This is a genomic window from Nocardia puris, assembly GCF_003315035.1.
In the GTDB taxonomy this organism is placed as follows: domain Bacteria; phylum Actinomycetota; class Actinomycetes; order Mycobacteriales; family Mycobacteriaceae; genus Nocardia; species Nocardia puris.
Window position 1 is genome coordinate 1104401 of the sequence record NZ_QNRE01000001.1, and the last position, 13465, is coordinate 1117865.

At 72.0% G+C, this 13465-nt stretch carries 17 protein-coding genes; 7 read left to right on the plus strand and 10 right to left on the minus strand.

The features are described from left to right. The first annotated feature begins 81 nt into the window (after nucleotides 1-81). Entirely contained in the window at nucleotides 82-750 is a 669-nt protein-coding gene (locus DFR74_RS05085; protein WP_407675102.1) for a TetR/AcrR family transcriptional regulator, read from the plus strand. A gap of 6 nt (nucleotides 751-756) precedes the next feature. Further along, entirely contained in the window at nucleotides 757-1581 is an 825-nt protein-coding gene (nadE, locus tag DFR74_RS05090) for an ammonia-dependent NAD(+) synthetase (protein ID WP_067510264.1), read from the plus strand. A 7-nt stretch (nucleotides 1582-1588) separates the two neighbouring features. Here nadE and DFR74_RS37780 read toward each other — a convergent pair whose 3' ends face one another. From DFR74_RS37780 to moaA, 7 genes are all read right to left on the minus strand, one after another. After that, nucleotides 1589-1771 (minus strand): hypothetical protein, encoded by a 183-nt coding sequence (locus tag DFR74_RS37780; RefSeq protein WP_067510263.1) that lies wholly within the window; start codon nucleotides 1769-1771, stop codon nucleotides 1589-1591. A gap of 14 nt (nucleotides 1772-1785) precedes the next feature. Beyond that, nucleotides 1786-2025 carry a hypothetical protein gene (locus DFR74_RS37785; protein WP_067510261.1) on the minus strand — a complete coding sequence of 80 codons (240 nt, stop codon included), beginning with the start codon at nucleotides 2023-2025 and terminating at the stop codon, nucleotides 1786-1788. Nucleotides 2026-2102: 77 nt separating this feature from the next. Beyond that, entirely contained in the window at nucleotides 2103-3335 is a 1233-nt protein-coding gene (locus DFR74_RS05100) for an RNA polymerase sigma factor (protein ID WP_067510259.1), read from the minus strand. A gap of 2 nt (nucleotides 3336-3337) precedes the next feature. Next, entirely contained in the window at nucleotides 3338-4051 is a 714-nt protein-coding gene (locus DFR74_RS05105; RefSeq protein WP_067510257.1) for a YciI family protein, read from the minus strand. Nucleotides 4052-4156: 105 nt separating this feature from the next. Further along, nucleotides 4157-4525 carry an iron chaperone gene (locus tag DFR74_RS05110; RefSeq protein ID WP_067510255.1) on the minus strand — a complete coding sequence of 123 codons (369 nt, stop codon included), beginning with the start codon at nucleotides 4523-4525 and terminating at the stop codon, nucleotides 4157-4159. A 182-nt stretch (nucleotides 4526-4707) separates the two neighbouring features. Further along, the gene (locus tag DFR74_RS05115) at nucleotides 4708-4950 is read right to left on the minus strand and encodes a MoaD/ThiS family protein (protein WP_067510253.1); all 243 of its coding nucleotides are present in this window, start codon (nucleotides 4948-4950) and stop codon (nucleotides 4708-4710) included. After that, entirely contained in the window at nucleotides 4943-6001 is a 1059-nt protein-coding gene (gene moaA / locus DFR74_RS05120) for a GTP 3',8-cyclase MoaA (RefSeq protein ID WP_067510251.1), read from the minus strand. The genes DFR74_RS05115 and moaA overlap by 8 nt, the downstream gene beginning before the upstream one ends. Before the next feature lie 171 nt (nucleotides 6002-6172). On the opposite strand from moaA, the gene DFR74_RS05125 reads away from it, so the two are divergent. From DFR74_RS05125 to DFR74_RS05140, 4 genes are all read left to right on the plus strand, one after another. Continuing rightward, nucleotides 6173-7375, plus strand: coding sequence for a molybdopterin molybdotransferase MoeA (locus tag DFR74_RS05125; protein WP_067510249.1), 1203 nt, complete (start codon nucleotides 6173-6175; stop codon nucleotides 7373-7375). Nucleotides 7376-7418: 43 nt separating this feature from the next. Then, on the plus strand, nucleotides 7419-8477 hold the full coding sequence (gene moaCB / locus DFR74_RS05130; RefSeq protein ID WP_067510246.1) for a bifunctional molybdenum cofactor biosynthesis protein MoaC/MoaB: 1059 nt from the start codon (nucleotides 7419-7421) through the stop codon (nucleotides 8475-8477). Further along, a complete protein-coding gene (locus tag DFR74_RS05135; RefSeq protein ID WP_067510244.1) occupies nucleotides 8464-8898 on the plus strand; it encodes a molybdenum cofactor biosynthesis protein MoaE in 435 nt (144 codons plus the stop codon). Before moaCB ends, DFR74_RS05135 begins: the two co-directional genes overlap by 14 nt. 108 nt (nucleotides 8899-9006) lie before the next feature. After that, the gene (locus DFR74_RS05140; RefSeq protein WP_067510242.1) at nucleotides 9007-10014 is read left to right on the plus strand and encodes an AraC family transcriptional regulator; all 1008 of its coding nucleotides are present in this window, start codon (nucleotides 9007-9009) and stop codon (nucleotides 10012-10014) included. A gap of 40 nt (nucleotides 10015-10054) precedes the next feature. Here DFR74_RS05140 and DFR74_RS05145 read toward each other — a convergent pair whose 3' ends face one another. The 3 genes from DFR74_RS05145 to DFR74_RS05155 form a co-directional block, all read right to left on the minus strand. Next, on the minus strand, nucleotides 10055-10246 hold the full coding sequence (locus tag DFR74_RS05145; RefSeq protein ID WP_067510241.1) for a hypothetical protein: 192 nt from the start codon (nucleotides 10244-10246) through the stop codon (nucleotides 10055-10057). Nucleotides 10247-10410: 164 nt separating this feature from the next. After that, nucleotides 10411-11460, minus strand: a complete 1050-nt coding sequence (locus tag DFR74_RS05150; protein WP_067510239.1) for a CobW family GTP-binding protein — start codon at nucleotides 11458-11460, stop codon at nucleotides 10411-10413. Between the two features lie 46 nt (nucleotides 11461-11506). Beyond that, nucleotides 11507-12688, minus strand: a complete 1182-nt coding sequence (locus DFR74_RS05155; RefSeq protein WP_067510237.1) for an N-acetylmuramoyl-L-alanine amidase — start codon at nucleotides 12686-12688, stop codon at nucleotides 11507-11509. 384 nt (nucleotides 12689-13072) lie between these two features. Here DFR74_RS05155 and DFR74_RS05160 point away from each other — a divergent pair, with 384 nt between their 5' ends. Continuing rightward, on the plus strand, nucleotides 13073-13444 hold the full coding sequence (locus tag DFR74_RS05160; RefSeq protein WP_067510235.1) for a hypothetical protein: 372 nt from the start codon (nucleotides 13073-13075) through the stop codon (nucleotides 13442-13444). Nucleotides 13445-13465: the final 21 nt, after the last annotated feature.

Here is a 13465-nt window from a genome sequence, read left to right on the forward strand (position 1 = left end):
ACTGAATGTGATGTCCCTGCTTACCTTCGTGATTAACCGGACCTCGGTCCGATTACTTCCCGGGAGACGGCGAGAATCTCTGTGACCTACCGCACACCTTCGTCCGGCGGCCCGCTCGCCGAGCGTCCGCTGCTCCCCGTCGGCGCCGTCCGGCTCGGTCCCGGCGAGCCCACCGAGCGCGCCGACGCCGCCCGCAACCGCAGGTTGCTGCTGGACGCCGCCCAGGAACTGGTGCGCGAGCACGGCGTCGACAACCTGACCATGGACGAGGTCGCCAAGCGCGCCGGCGTCGGCAAGGGCACGGTGTTCCGGCGGTTCGGCAGCCGCGCCGGCCTGATGCTGGCGCTGCTCGACCACTCCGAACGCAAGTTCCAGGAGGCGTTCATGTTCGGCCCGCCGCCGCTGGGCCCCGGCGTGCCGCCCCTGGAGCGGATCGTCGCGTTCGGCCGCGCGCGGCTCACCGACTACGAGCTGGAGGGGCATCTGCACCGGGCCGCGGAGGTCGGCGAGGCCGCCGAACGGTACGCGGGCAGCCCGTACAACCTGCACAAGGCGCACCTCATGATGCTGCTGCGCGAGGCCGACGCGTCGGGCGAGATCCCGCTGCTCGCCGATACGCTGCTCGCCCCGCTCGGCGCCCTGCTGGTGGTGCATCAGCGCGGCGTGCTCGGCTACACGCTCGAGCAGATCGGCGACAACTGGGAGGTGCTCGTACGCCGGCTGGTCGCGCCGCGCCCGCCGGTAGAGTGAGGCGTCATGGCTAGCGTGCGCGAACAGATCATCGCCGAACTGGGCGTCCGGCCCGAGATCGAACCGAAGGTCGAGGTGCGGCGGCGGGTCGACTTCCTGAAGGAGTACCTGCGCGCCACGCCCGCACGGGGATTCGTGCTCGGCATCAGCGGCGGACAGGACAGCGCGCTCACCGGCAGGCTGTGCCAGCTGGCGGCCGAGGAGCTGCGCGCCGAGGGCCACGACGCCACCTTCCTCGCGGTGCGCCTGCCCTACGGCGTGCAGGCCGACGAGGCCGACGCCGCGATCGCGATGACGTTCATCGCGCCGGATCGCGCGGTCACCGTGGACGTGCGACCGGGCGCCGACGCCGTCGCCGCCGAGGCCGCCGCCGCGCTGGGCGCCGAGCGGCTGCGGGATTTCGTGCGCGGCAATATCAAGGCCCGCGAGCGGATGGTGATCCAGTACGCCCTGGCCGGACAGGAGAACCTGCTGGTGGTGGGCACCGATCACGCGGCGGAGGCCGTCACCGGGTTTTTCACCAAGTACGGCGACGGCGGCGTGGACCTGACCCCGCTCACCGGGCTCACCAAGAGCCAGGGCGCGGCGCTGCTCCAGGAATTGGGCGCACCCGCCAGCATCTGGTCGAAGGTGCCCACCGCCGATCTGGAGGACGACCGGCCCGCGCTGCCCGACGAGGAGGCGCTCGGCCTGCGCTACAGCGAGATCGACGATTACCTCGAGGGCAAGGACGTCGCCCCCGAGGTCGCCGCGAAGCTGGAGTCGATCTTCACCAACACCAGGCACAAGCGCGCCGTACCCGTGACGCCGCTCGACACCTGGTGGCGCTGAACGACTTTCAGCGGGCGGTGCGGCCGAGCAGCGGGACGAAGCGCCCCACCTCGGCGGTGTGGTCCCGGTAGCGATCGCCGTGCACGCGGCGCAGATACGGCTCCTCCACCACGCGGACGTGTCCTTCGATGCCGGCGACGACCAGCGCGAAGCCCACGGTGCACACCAGGCCCGCCGGCGCGAGAAGCACACCGATGGTTCGAACTATTCCGTTGTCCAGCAACGAGATCGGGTCCACCAACCGAACAGCTGGGCGACCGGGGCCGCCACCGCGCACACCACCGCCACGACGAACGAGAGCTCCGCGAACCACGCCGCCGACCCGTGCTCGCCACGCTCCCCGAGTAATCCGGTCGGCCCCGTGCGCCGGTAGTGCAGCCGACTGCGCCAACCGAATCCGCCCGCGGCGAACACCAGGTAGAACGCCAGCACCGTGCCAGCCATGCGACTCCTTCCGAGAGAACCTGGTACTCGCGGGAGGAATCGCGGACCGTCGCGGGCCAGGTACGGATCCGGCGGATTCAGCCCGCCTCGACCTCGGCGAGACGGCGGGCGAGGAAGCGGCGGGTCTGGTCGTTGCCGACGGTGGCCAGCGCGGCGCGATAGTGTTCGGCGGCCTCGCGCGGGCGGCCCGCCCGGCGCAAGAGGTCGGCGCGGGTGGCGGGCACGACGTGGGTACCGGCCAGCCGCGGATCGGCCGCCACCTCGTTCAGTGCCGCGAGACCGGCGGCGAAGCCGTGCGCGAAACCCACCGCCACGGCGCGATTCACGCGGATCACCGGGGAATCGGCATACCCGAGCAGCTCGTCGTAGCCGGAAAGTACCGCGTGCCAATCGGTTTCGCCCCAGCTCGGCGCCGTGGCGTGCGCCGCGGCGATGCGTGCCTGCGCCAGATACGGTCCCGATCCCCCGGCCGCCGCCGCGTGCAGACAGGACAGTCCGGCCGCGATCGCGGCGCGATCCCACCGCGCGCGGTCCTGCTCGTCGAGCGGCACCGATTCCCCGTCGGCGGACCGGCGCTGTGCACGCCTGCTGTCCTGCAACAGCATCAGCGCGAGCAACGCCCGCGCCTCCGGTTCCTCCGGCAGCAGTCCGCACACCAGCCTGCCGAGCCGGATCGCCTCGTCGCACAGTTCGTCGCGCACCGCGACCGGACCGGAGGTCGCCGAATACCCTTCGGTGAACACCAGATACACGCACGACAGCACCACCGGCACCCGGTCGGGCAGCAGGTGCGGCGGCGGCACCCGCAGCGGGATACCGGCCTGGCGGATCTTCGCCTTGGCGCGCGTGAGCCGTTGCGCCACCGTGTGTTCCGGTTGCAGGAACAGCCGCGCGATCTCGGCCGTGCGCAGGCCGCACACCAGGCGCAGGGTGAGCGCCACCTGCGACGGCGGCGACAGCGCCGGATGGCAGCAGGTGAAGATCATCCGCAGCTGGTCATCGGCCACCGGGGACACCTCGGCCTCCTCGACCGGCGCGCGCAGCAGTGCCGCGTCGTATTCCTTGTCCGCCCTGGCCGATTCGCGCCGCAACCGGTCCAGGGCGCGGTGCCGGGCGGCCGTGGTGATCCAGGCGCCCGGATTGGCGGGCCACCCGCGCTCGGGCCAGGTGCGCATCGCGTCGGCGAACGCCTCCTGCACCGCGTCCTCGGCCAGCCCGATATCGCCCGCCAGCCGGGCCACGGTCGCCACGGCCCGGCCGAATTCGGCGCGGTAGACCGCGTCGAGGGTGACGGCCGGGCCGGTGCGCACGCTCAGTCGTCCAGCTCGACGACCTGTCGCACCTCGGCGCGGCCGCCCGCGCCGAGCGGGATGGCCAAGGCGATCTCGGCGGCCCGTTCGCGGCTGTCGGCGGCGAACAGGTAGAGCCCGTCGACCACCTCGGCGAACTCGGGGTAGGGGCCGTCGGTGAGCAGGAGCCGTCCGTCGCGCACCCGGACCGTGGTGGCGGTGGACGGCGGGCGCAGCGCCCCGCCGCCGCGGATCGCGTCGGCGTACTTCTCGCCGAACCGGCCGTGTTCGGCCGCCATCGCGTCCCACTCCGGTGTGCCAGGTTCGACCACCGCGTCGGGCCGCTCCCACAGCAGCGCCACCCACCAGTCCGCGCGCGGGGTGTCGTGGGGCAACCACTCGGCGAACGGGCGCACCTCGATGCCGCCGGTCTCGGCGGCGGGCAGCTGCCGGGCCAGGCCGATGGCCTCGTCCAGATCGGCGGCCTCGAAGACGTAGAACCCGCCCACGATCTCGGCCTGTTCGGCGTAGGGGCCGTCGGTGACCAGGGTGCGGCCGTCCGCGCGCCGCACGTGCAGCGCCGCGTCGGACGGGTAGAGCGCCGCGCCGCCCGCGACGGCCGCGGCTTCGCGCTCCTCGAACGCCGCGTACAGCGCGACCTCGGCGTCGAACTCCGGTGAACCGGGCTGGGCGGCCGGGACGTCCTCGCGCCCCACCAACGTAGCCAGATAGTGCATGGCGTCATCCTTCCTCGCTGCGAGGGGCCTGATACCCCTTCTCTACCAGGACGACGAACCGTGCGGCGCGTTCTCTACATCGAGGCCGGAAGAAATTTTCCGGCGTCAGCAGATCGAGCCGGGCGGCAGTGCGGCCGTGGCCCGCAGCAGATCGCGGACCAGATCGAAGTCCACCTGGTCGGCCCGGCGAAAGCGCAGGCAGCCCTTGCCCATGTCGTATCCCGCCAGCCGGTCGGCGAACATCTCGCGTACCTCCGTGCGCAGCAGGTAGATCGACAGGTACTGCTTCTGACCGGCGAATGCGACCTCGCCGACGCCGTCGCGCGCGTAGTTCGGCATCCCGTAGGCCATGACCTCGGTGAATCCCGGCAGTTCGGCCCGGCACAGCTCCCGCAACCGGGTCAGCGCCGCCCGCCGCTCCTCGGGCAGCTCGGCGAGATATTCGTCGACGTCCGAAGCCTGACTGCGCACCATGCGCCGACTGTAGCCCGGCCGACACTTGTGGTGCTGCGACCCGCACGGCGGCGCCAGCGCCGAGATCCCGGCCCGAAGCCCGGGCGTATCCGGCGTGTGGACCGCTCAGGTGACCGTCGGCGCGGGGGACGACGCTCAGCCCCGGGCTGAGCACCCGGGACAGGCTGGTCGCGACGGAAGTATTACCCGCCCGCGAAGGGCGGCAACACGTCCACGCGCGGGGTGAGGGTGGTCGACGGGTCGCGGGTGAGTTCGTCGTCCACCAGGTACGCGCACACGCCGAGCATCTTGTCCAGGTCGGGGCCGTAGGTGTCGGCGAGCGCGGTGCGCAGGTCGGCGACGGTGGCCCCGGCGGGCAGCGACAGGTGTTCGCTGTCCTTGCCGACGGCGTCGGCGATGGCGGCGAAATAGCGGACCTCAACCACCGATGGCTCCCATCGTGCGTTCGGGCGGGACGAACCCCGCGGCGTCGATACCGTGCCCGGCCCACTTCTGCCACATGGCGCCGCGCCAGATCTCGGCGACGTCGTCGTCGCTGGCGCCGGAACGCAGTGCGCGGCGCACATCGAACTCCTGATCGCTGAACAGGCACGAGCGCAGCATGCCGTCGGCGGTGAGGCGGGTGCGGTCGCAGCTCTCGCAGAACTTGCGGGTGACGGTCGCGATCACGCCGACGGTGGCGGGTCCGCCGTCCACCAGCCACTTCTCGGCCGGGGCCGAGGGGTCGGCGCGCCCGGCCGGGGTGAGGGTGAACCGGGAGCCCAGCACGTCGAGCAGTTCGGCGGCGGTCACCATATTGGCGCGCGCCCACTCGTGGTCGGCGTCGAGCGGCATCTCCTCGATGAACCGCAGCTCGCAGCCCTCGTCCAGGCACCAGCGCAGCAGATCCGGTGCGCCGGAGAGGTTTTCGCGCATGAGCACGGCGTTCACCTTGACCGGCGCGAGCCCGGCCTCGCGGGCGGCGCGGATGCCTGCCAGCACCGAGGGCAACCGGTCGCGGCGGGTGAGCCGGGCGAAGGCGTGCCGGTCGACGGTGTCGAGCGAGACGTTCACACGGGTGAGCCCGGCCGCGACGAGACCGCGTACGCGATGTTCGAGCCCGACGCCGTTGGTGGTCATGGCGATCGGCAGGCGCGGCAGCCGGGCGCGGCAGCCCGCGACGATCTGTTCGAGTTCGCGCCGCAGCAGCGGCTCGCCGCCGGTGAACCGCACCTCGCGCACGCCCAGCTCGCGCACCGCGAGGGTGACCAGGCGCACGATCTCGCCCGCCGTGAGCAGTTCGTCCTTCGGGATCGGCGGCAGCCCCTCCTCCGGCATGCAGTAGGTGCAGCGCAGCGAGCACTTCTCGGTGATCGAGACCCGCAGATCGCGCGCCACCCGGCCGAAACGGTCCACCAGCAGCGGCGTCTCAGGGCGTCCGTCGAGCGAGGGGCGCCCTGATCGCACGGCGGGGATGCCCATCTCGACCAACGTCACCCCTCCATTATGACCGGTCGACCGATTCGCCGTGGCACCCCGCCGCCGCGCCGAGAACCGGCGAGATCTCACAAACTCCCATGTCAGTACGTGAGATTCCGGTAGCGAGAGGTGCGCGGGCGGCGGGGGACGGTCGCCGGGCACGCGCGTGGCGGGGATAGGCTGACCGGTATGAAACACCGGTCGGCCGCAACCACGGCCCGGTCCGTCGACGACCACCGCGACCGCATCGAGCAGGTGCTGCGGCCGCTGGCCGCGCGCCGCGTGGAGTCGGTCGCGGTGCCGTCCGCGCTGGGCAGGCAGCTGGCCGAGGACGTCCGCGCGCCGATCGACCTGCCGGTGTTCCGCAACTCCGCGATGGACGGGTACGCGGTGCGCGCCGACTCCGTCGCGGTCACGCCCGTCACCCTGCCGCTGGCCGGCGTGGTGGCGGCGGGCGATCCGGGGCGGCCGCTGCCGGAGGGCGCGGCGCTGAAGGTGATGACCGGCGCGCCGATGCCGCCCGGCGCCGACTGCGTGGTGCCGGTGGAGGACACGCACGCCGACGGCGCCCGCGTGACGGTCGAAAGAGGCCGCAGCGCGGGCGAATTCGTGCGACTGCCGGGCGCCGACGTGCGCGCGGGCGAACTGCTCGTCGCGGCGGGTGTGGCGCTGAACCCCCGCCACATCGCCGCCCTCGCGGCCGCCGGACTGCCCACGGTTCCGGTGTTCCGGCCGGTGTGCGCGGCCGTGATCACCACCGGGGACGAACTCGTCGCCGCCGGTACGCCGCTGCGGCCGGGCCAGATCTACAACTCCAACGGCATCGCGCTCGCGGCCGCGCTCACCGCGAACGGGGTGGCGGTGCAGTCCGTCGAGCACAGTGTGGACGACCCCGGGGTGTTCGGCCGATTGCTCACGGCCGCAACGCGATCCGCTGATGTGGTGTTCACCACCGGCGGCGTCTCCAAGGGCGATTTCGAGGTGGCGCGCGATGTACTGGCCGCCCGCGGCGGCGAATTCGGGTCGGTAGCCGTGCAACCGGGTGGTCCGCAGGGGCTCACGGTGGTGGACGGCGTTCCGGTACTGAGCTTTCCGGGCAATCCGGTGAGCACCATGGTGTCGTTCGAGGTGTTCGCGCGCCCGATCCTGCGCCACCTCGCCGGTCTGCCGCCGGTGCGCGTCAGCACGGTCGCGCTGCTCGAGGACGTGCGCTCCCCCGCCGGGCGGCGCCAGTTCCTGCGCGGGCGGCTCACCGAAGGCGGCGTCACCTCGGTGTCCGGCCCTGGTTCGCACCTGGTGGCCGGGATGGCCAAGGCCGACGTGCTGATCGACGTGCCCGCCGAGGCCACCGACCTCCCCGCGGGCACTCCCGTGACGGTGCGGGAACTGTGAGCGCGCCGTCGGGGCCGCGGGCCCGCTGTGCCAGGCTGGTGTCATGAGTGAGCTGTCCCATCTCGACCGGGAAGGCCGCGCCCGCATGGTCGACGTGAGCGCGAAGGCCGACACCGTGCGCGTCGCGGTGGCGGCCGGGGCGCTGCACACCACGCCCGAGGTGGTGGCACTGGTGCGCGCCGACGGACTCCCGAAGGCCGACGTGCTGTCCACCGCGCGCCTGGCCGGAATCGCCGGTGCCAAGAAGACTTCCGAGCTGATCCCCCTGTGTCATCAGCTCGCGCTCTCCTCGGTGAAGGTGGAGTTCGGGTTCACCGGCGACACCATCACGATCGAGGCGACCGCGAAGACCAAGGGCCCCACCGGCGTCGAGATGGAGGCGCTCACCGCTGTCGCAGTGGCCGGCCTCACCCTGCACGACATGGTGAAGGCGGTGGACCCGGCGGCGGTGCTGAACGGGGTGCGGCTGCTCACCAAAGACGGCGGGAAGCGCGGACATTGGGAACGTCCCGGCGCCGAGCATCACGAGGGCGAAGGCACGAACGCCGCGGAGAGTCCGGGTCCCGGCGCGGACCATCCGCGCATCACAGCATCGGACCCCACCGAAAACGGCGGTCCCGCACCGCGATCCGCGGTCGTCGTGGTCGCCTCCACCCGTGCGTCGGCGGGCACGGCTACCGACACCACCGGCCCCGTGCTCGTGGAATGGCTGACGCGCCAGGGCTTCTCGGTGCGCGGCCCGCTGGTCTACGCCGACGCCGAGATCGCCGCCGGCCTCGCCGACGCGCTGAGCCCCGCCCCCGCGCTGGTGATCACCACGGGCGGCACCGGCGCCTCCCCCACCGACGCCACTCCCGAGGCGACACTCGCCCTGCTGGACCGGGAACTGCCCGGCGTCGCCGAGGAGATCCGTCGGCGTGGCGCCGAGAAGTTCCCGCTCGCCGCCCTCAGCCGGGGCGTCGCCGGACTGGCGGGCCGCTCGGTGATCGTGAACCTGCCCGGATCCCCCGGCGGCGTGAAAGACGGTATGGCCGTGCTGGAACCGCTGCTCGACCATCTGCTGGCCCAAGTGACCGGAGGCGGCGACCATGACCGCGTCTGAAAGCACCGTGCGGCTGGCCCGCATCAGCGACCAGCCGCTCGATCCCGCCGAAGTCGAGGCCGCCGTGACCGGGCCGGAGCACGGCGCGGTCGTGGTGTTCACCGGCAAGGTGCGCAACCACGATGGCGGACAAACCGTATCGGCGCTGGAGTACTCCGCGCACCCGCAGGCCGAGCGCTTCCTGCGGGAGTGCTGCGCGAGCGCGGCCGCGGCGAGTGGGCTGCCCGTCGCGGCGGTGCACCGCGTGGGCCCGCTCACCATCGGCGATCTCGCGATCGTCGTCGCGGTGGCCGCGCCGCACCGGGCCGAGGCGTTCACGGTGTGCGCGGCGCTGGTCGACCGGATCAAACACGAGGTGCCGATCTGGAAGCGGCAGCGCTTCGCCGACGGCATGTCCGAGTGGGTCAACGCCTGTGGGTGATGTCACGGCCGGCTGACAAGGTCGTAACCCGAATCCGATGACGGATCACATCCGGCGACGTTAGCGTTCTCGTCCGGAGTTGTTCCGCCCCGGACGGCAGGAGGACGCGTGGGAACCGATCAGGTGCTGCTGCATCGCTTCGTCATCTCGCAGCTGACGGCCGCCGGGCTGGACCGCGACCGATTGATCAAAGAGACCGGGCTACCGGTGTGGACCATGTCGGGCGACGACGTCCACTTGCCCAGCCAGACCTTCTCGCGCCTGTGGGAACTCGCGGCGCACGGCCTGGGTGATCCGGACATCCCGCTGCGGGTCGCGCACCGCTACGAACTGCGCAGCCTCGGGCTCTACGACTACCTGTTCGCCACCGCGCCGACGCTCGGCGAGGGGCTGGCCACCTGCGGGCCCTACGTCTCGGCGGTCACCACCAATCACCGCTTCGACCTGGTCACCCACGACGAGCACGAGACGGCGCTGTACCTGGAGATGATCGACGGCGAGGGCCTGGGCCGCGACCTCACCCAGCTGTGGGGGTTGAGCGCGGTGCTCAGCCGCGCGCGGCGCGTGGTCGACGGTCCGCTGGTGCCGCTGCGGGTCACGCTGCGCAGACGCGCGCCCGCCGACCACCGCGCCTACGTCGAGGTCTTCGGTACCGACGCCGTCGAATTCGAGGCCGACGCCGACGCCCTCGTCTTCCGCACCGCGGATATGTCCCTGCCGCTCACGACCGCCGATCCGGTGCTGGCGAAGATCCTGCGCCCGCTGGCGGCCGCGCTGCCGCCGCCACCGCCGCTGCCCTCGGCCTGGCCGCAGCGGGTCGCCGACGCCCTCGCCGACGCGTTCGCCGCCGGCGACACCTCGCTCGACGCCGTCGCCCGGCGCCTGGCCACCAGTCCGCGCACCTTGCAGCGCAGGCTCATGGAAGCGGGCACCACCTGGCGCAAGGAACTGGACCGGGCGCGCGCCGACCGGCTGCGCGCGGCCAGGGCGACGGGCCCGCTGAGCCGGTCCCGCCAAGCCCAGCTGCTGGGCTATTCCGACGCGGGCTCGATCCGGCGGGCCGCCCGGCGCTGGCGCGTCGAGGGCGGCGCGCGCCAGGCCGAACGCTTCGACTGAGCGGTAGTGGGTCACGGGCACCCGGCATATCGCCCGGTGCTCACACGCGCAGGAACGTGGCCGCGATACGCCAGAAGGTGGCGGCCTCGATGGCGCGGAAATCCCAGCTGTCGGCGATATCGCGGCTCGCGGCGACGATGGCGGGTACGTCGAAGTCGTGGCGCGTCGCCGTCCCTTTGGCCTCCAGGGCCGCGATCACGTAGGCGGTGGCGCTCTCCCAGGTCTCGGACACCGAACTCTCCCCTCACTCGCAGAACGAACGTCCGACCCATCCGGCCCCTCGCGCGGCGCAGTGCACCGACGCGGCGGCGGGCGTGCTAGCAGTGTCGCGGCAAACCAGGTGGCGCCGCCAGCACCGAACGCGCCAGCTCGCGGCAAACGCGCCAATGTGCGTACTCAGTGCGGCGTGTAGCGCCAAACGCCCAGCATGGCCCGCTCGTCGAGGGGGTCCTCGCCGGTGTGCACCGTGTCACGCAGACGCGCCAGCGCACGGTCGGCGGGCAGGCCCGCGCCGATGAGCACGAGGTTGCTGGCGCGCCGTTCGCCGCGCCGCCACGGGCTCGGCTCGAACACGATATGCCTGCCGACCATGTGCAGCTCGAACTTCCGGCGCTCGGCCGCGACGCCGAACGCCGCGAACCCCTTGGCGCGGAACAGTCCGCGCGGCGGGTCCTCCAGGAAACCGATCAGCGCGCGCGGGTCCAGATCGCGATCGCTGGTGAAGCTGACGCTGGTGTAGTCGTCGTGCAGGTGCTTGTGGTCCGGGTCGTTGTGATCGTGGTCGTGCTCGGCGAGCAACGAATCGAAGCTCAGCTGTTCGGCGACGCGCGGCTCGGCGCGCAGCGGCTCGTCGAAGAGCAGGCCGGGGTCGATGCGCCCGCGCGTGGTCGCGTACACCGGAACCTGCCCCACCAGGTCGGTCAACTCCGCGCGCAGGGCCTCGAGGTCGGCCTCGGGCACGCGGTCGGCCTTGTTCACCACGACGAGGTCGGCCAGGCGCAGGTGGGTGGCGAGTTCCGGGTGGCGGGCGCGGGATTCGCCGAACAGTTCGGCGTCGACCACCTCGACCAGCCCGCCGTAGCGGATGCGGGGGTTCTCGCTGCCGAGGACCATGCGGATCAGGTTGCGCGGCTCCGCGAGACCGCTGGCCTCCACCACGATCACGTCGATCCCGGCGCGCGGTTCGGTCAGGCGGGTGAACAGGTCGTCGAGCTCGGAGACGTCGACGGCGCAGCACACGCAGCCGTTGCCGAGCGACACCATCGCGTCCACCTGGCCCGCGACCAGCATGGCGTCGATATTGACGGCGCCGAAGTCGTTGACGACCACACCGATCCGGGTGCCGCGATTGTTGCGCAGCAGGTGGTTGAGCAGCGTGGTCTTGCCCGCTCCGAGGAACCCGGCGACGATCAGGACAGGTATCCGGTCAGCCACGCGGACCACCATAGCGGCCCGCGCGGCCGTGCTTTCCGGGTGAAGCCGCGCCGCCCGGTCAGTCGGTCGGCGAGAGCAGGGCGCTGGCGAGGGTGTAGGCCAGGTTGATCAGCTCGGCCGTGATCCTGGTGTCGTCCATGCCGAGCGCACCCGCGAGCGGCATGAGTAGTTTCATCACGGTGCCGACCAGCGAACTCGACTCGTCGGGCGAGGAGCCGGGCAGCGTGGGCGTCTTCGGCCGCAGCGGCGCCGAAGGCTCCGCACCGGGCGCGGGACGGCTCGGCGGCGCGAGTGCCGCCGGAACCTGTGGTGACCCGGGAGCTTGCGCGGCCGGGGTCTGCGGTTCGGAGGTCGGCGCGGCCTCCGGCTGCGGATCGGCGGGCGCCGGTGCCGAAGTCGGTGCGGCGGTGGGCGATTCCGGTGCGGCAGCCGGGGTGTCGGCCGGCGGCGCGCCGCCCAGCAGGTGGTTCACCAGACCGGTGGTGATGGCGACCGCGTGCTTCAACTGCCCTTCCGGGCTGCCGAGTTCGGTCGCGTCGTCGGCGTTGGCGCCGTTGCCCATCTCCACGAACACCAGCGGCACCCGGGTCAGCGCGGGGCCTGCGATATCGGTGCGGGTCTGCAATCCGTTCTGGATGCCCGCGTAGGTGGCGGCGGGGAAGCCGGCCGCGAGGTAGGCGTCGCGCACCGATTCGCTGAGCGCGCGACCCTCGCCGGACTGCGCCGCGTCAGCCTGGGAATCCGGGATCGGCAGCGCGGGCACGATGAGGTGGAAGCCGCGCTCGGCGGGCGGTGCGCTGTCGGCGTGGATGCTCACCGCGACGGCGGCGCCGGACTCGTTGGCGGCGCGGGCGCGCTCGTCGATGCAGCCGCCCCAGCCGGTGTCGTCGGCGCGGCTGAGCACCACGCGCGCGCCCAGGTGTTCGAGCGCGGTCTTGACCAGCTGGGAGACGTTCCAGTTGATGGTGTGTTCCGGCACGCCGTGCACGGAGGTCATACCGGTGGTCTGGCAGTCCTTGGTGCCGCCGCGTCCGTCGGAGACCTGTCTGCCGAGGTTCTCGGCGTGACCGGGGCCCTGGTGGCCGGGATCGAGGAACACCGTGGTGCCCGTGAGCCTGGCGGCGTTCTCGGGGGACACCGGTTCGGCCGACGCGGTGAGCGGGGCGATTCCGGCGAGGGTGACGGTTACCGCGGCCGTGACGGCGGTGGAGATACCGGCCTTGATGATGCTCGGCTTCATGTTCGGTCGGCGCCCCGGGACGGAGCACCCCTCCCTTCCCACTAGTAACACCAAACCCAGTGGTTCACTCTTGCAACGCCCGACACGGCGGGGCAACCCTGGTTACCGAACTGTTACCCGACACTCGGCCCGCATTCTGCCTGGTCAATCGGTATAGAGCGGGCTCGTCGGATGCGGATCAAGCCGCCCTGGCGACACATTCCCGCCGGTCCAGCAACCATTCCACCCCGAAACACGACCGCGCCCCCGGTGAATGTGACAGAAATCTCTTGAATCGAGGGACGGCGCGCCGGGACTCTGGTAGATCTGGCCTTCGAGACACGGGGATCTCAGCAGGTCAGCCGCCCGACTCGGGCGACACGCGAGCCGGAGGAGAACAACGTCATGCGTGCCAGCACGCTCTTGATCGCGGGCGCGATGGCGTCCGCGGCCACCCTGCTCGGGGCGGGCACCGCCGCCGCCCAACCCGCCACCGTCATGCCCGGCGACGGGCTCTACCTGGTGGGCGTCGACATCTTCCCCGGTGTGTGGGAGTCGCCGGGCACGCCCGACCCCGCCTACGGCTGCGATTGGCGCAGGCTGTGGAAGGTCGAGGGCGACAACACGAACATGAACTACATCATCGGCAACAACTTCACCCGCCTCGCCCCGGTGCGCGTGGTGATCAAACCGACCGACGTCGCGTTCAAGACCGAGAACTGCGGCGCGTGGCGGATGCTGCCCCCGCCGCCGTCCACGGGCTCAGCCGGCTTCTGAGCGGGGCGGCCCGCGCATTAG

What these genes read in the sequence shown, in the direction of transcription:
- nadE (WP_067510264.1), top strand. Translation starts at nt 757, where the DNA reads ATGGCTAGCGTGCGCGAACAGATCATCGCCGAACTGGGCGTCCGGCCC.
- DFR74_RS37785 (WP_067510261.1), bottom strand. Translation starts at nt 2,025, where the DNA reads ATGGCTGGCACGGTGCTGGCGTTCTACCTGGTGTTCGCCGCGGGCGGA.
- DFR74_RS05105 (WP_067510257.1), bottom strand. Translation starts at nt 4,051, where the DNA reads ATGCACTATCTGGCTACGTTGGTGGGGCGCGAGGACGTCCCGGCCGCC.
- DFR74_RS05110 (WP_067510255.1), bottom strand. Translation starts at nt 4,525, where the DNA reads ATGGTGCGCAGTCAGGCTTCGGACGTCGACGAATATCTCGCCGAGCTG.
- DFR74_RS05125 (WP_067510249.1), top strand. Translation starts at nt 6,173, where the DNA reads ATGAAACACCGGTCGGCCGCAACCACGGCCCGGTCCGTCGACGACCAC.
- moaCB (WP_067510246.1), top strand. Translation starts at nt 7,419, where the DNA reads ATGAGTGAGCTGTCCCATCTCGACCGGGAAGGCCGCGCCCGCATGGTC.
- DFR74_RS05135 (WP_067510244.1), top strand. Translation starts at nt 8,464, where the DNA reads ATGACCGCGTCTGAAAGCACCGTGCGGCTGGCCCGCATCAGCGACCAG.
- DFR74_RS05150 (WP_067510239.1), bottom strand. Translation starts at nt 11,460, where the DNA reads ATGGTGGTCCGCGTGGCTGACCGGATACCTGTCCTGATCGTCGCCGGG.
- DFR74_RS05155 (WP_067510237.1), bottom strand. Translation starts at nt 12,688, where the DNA reads ATGAAGCCGAGCATCATCAAGGCCGGTATCTCCACCGCCGTCACGGCC.
- DFR74_RS05160 (WP_067510235.1), top strand. Translation starts at nt 13,073, where the DNA reads ATGCGTGCCAGCACGCTCTTGATCGCGGGCGCGATGGCGTCCGCGGCC.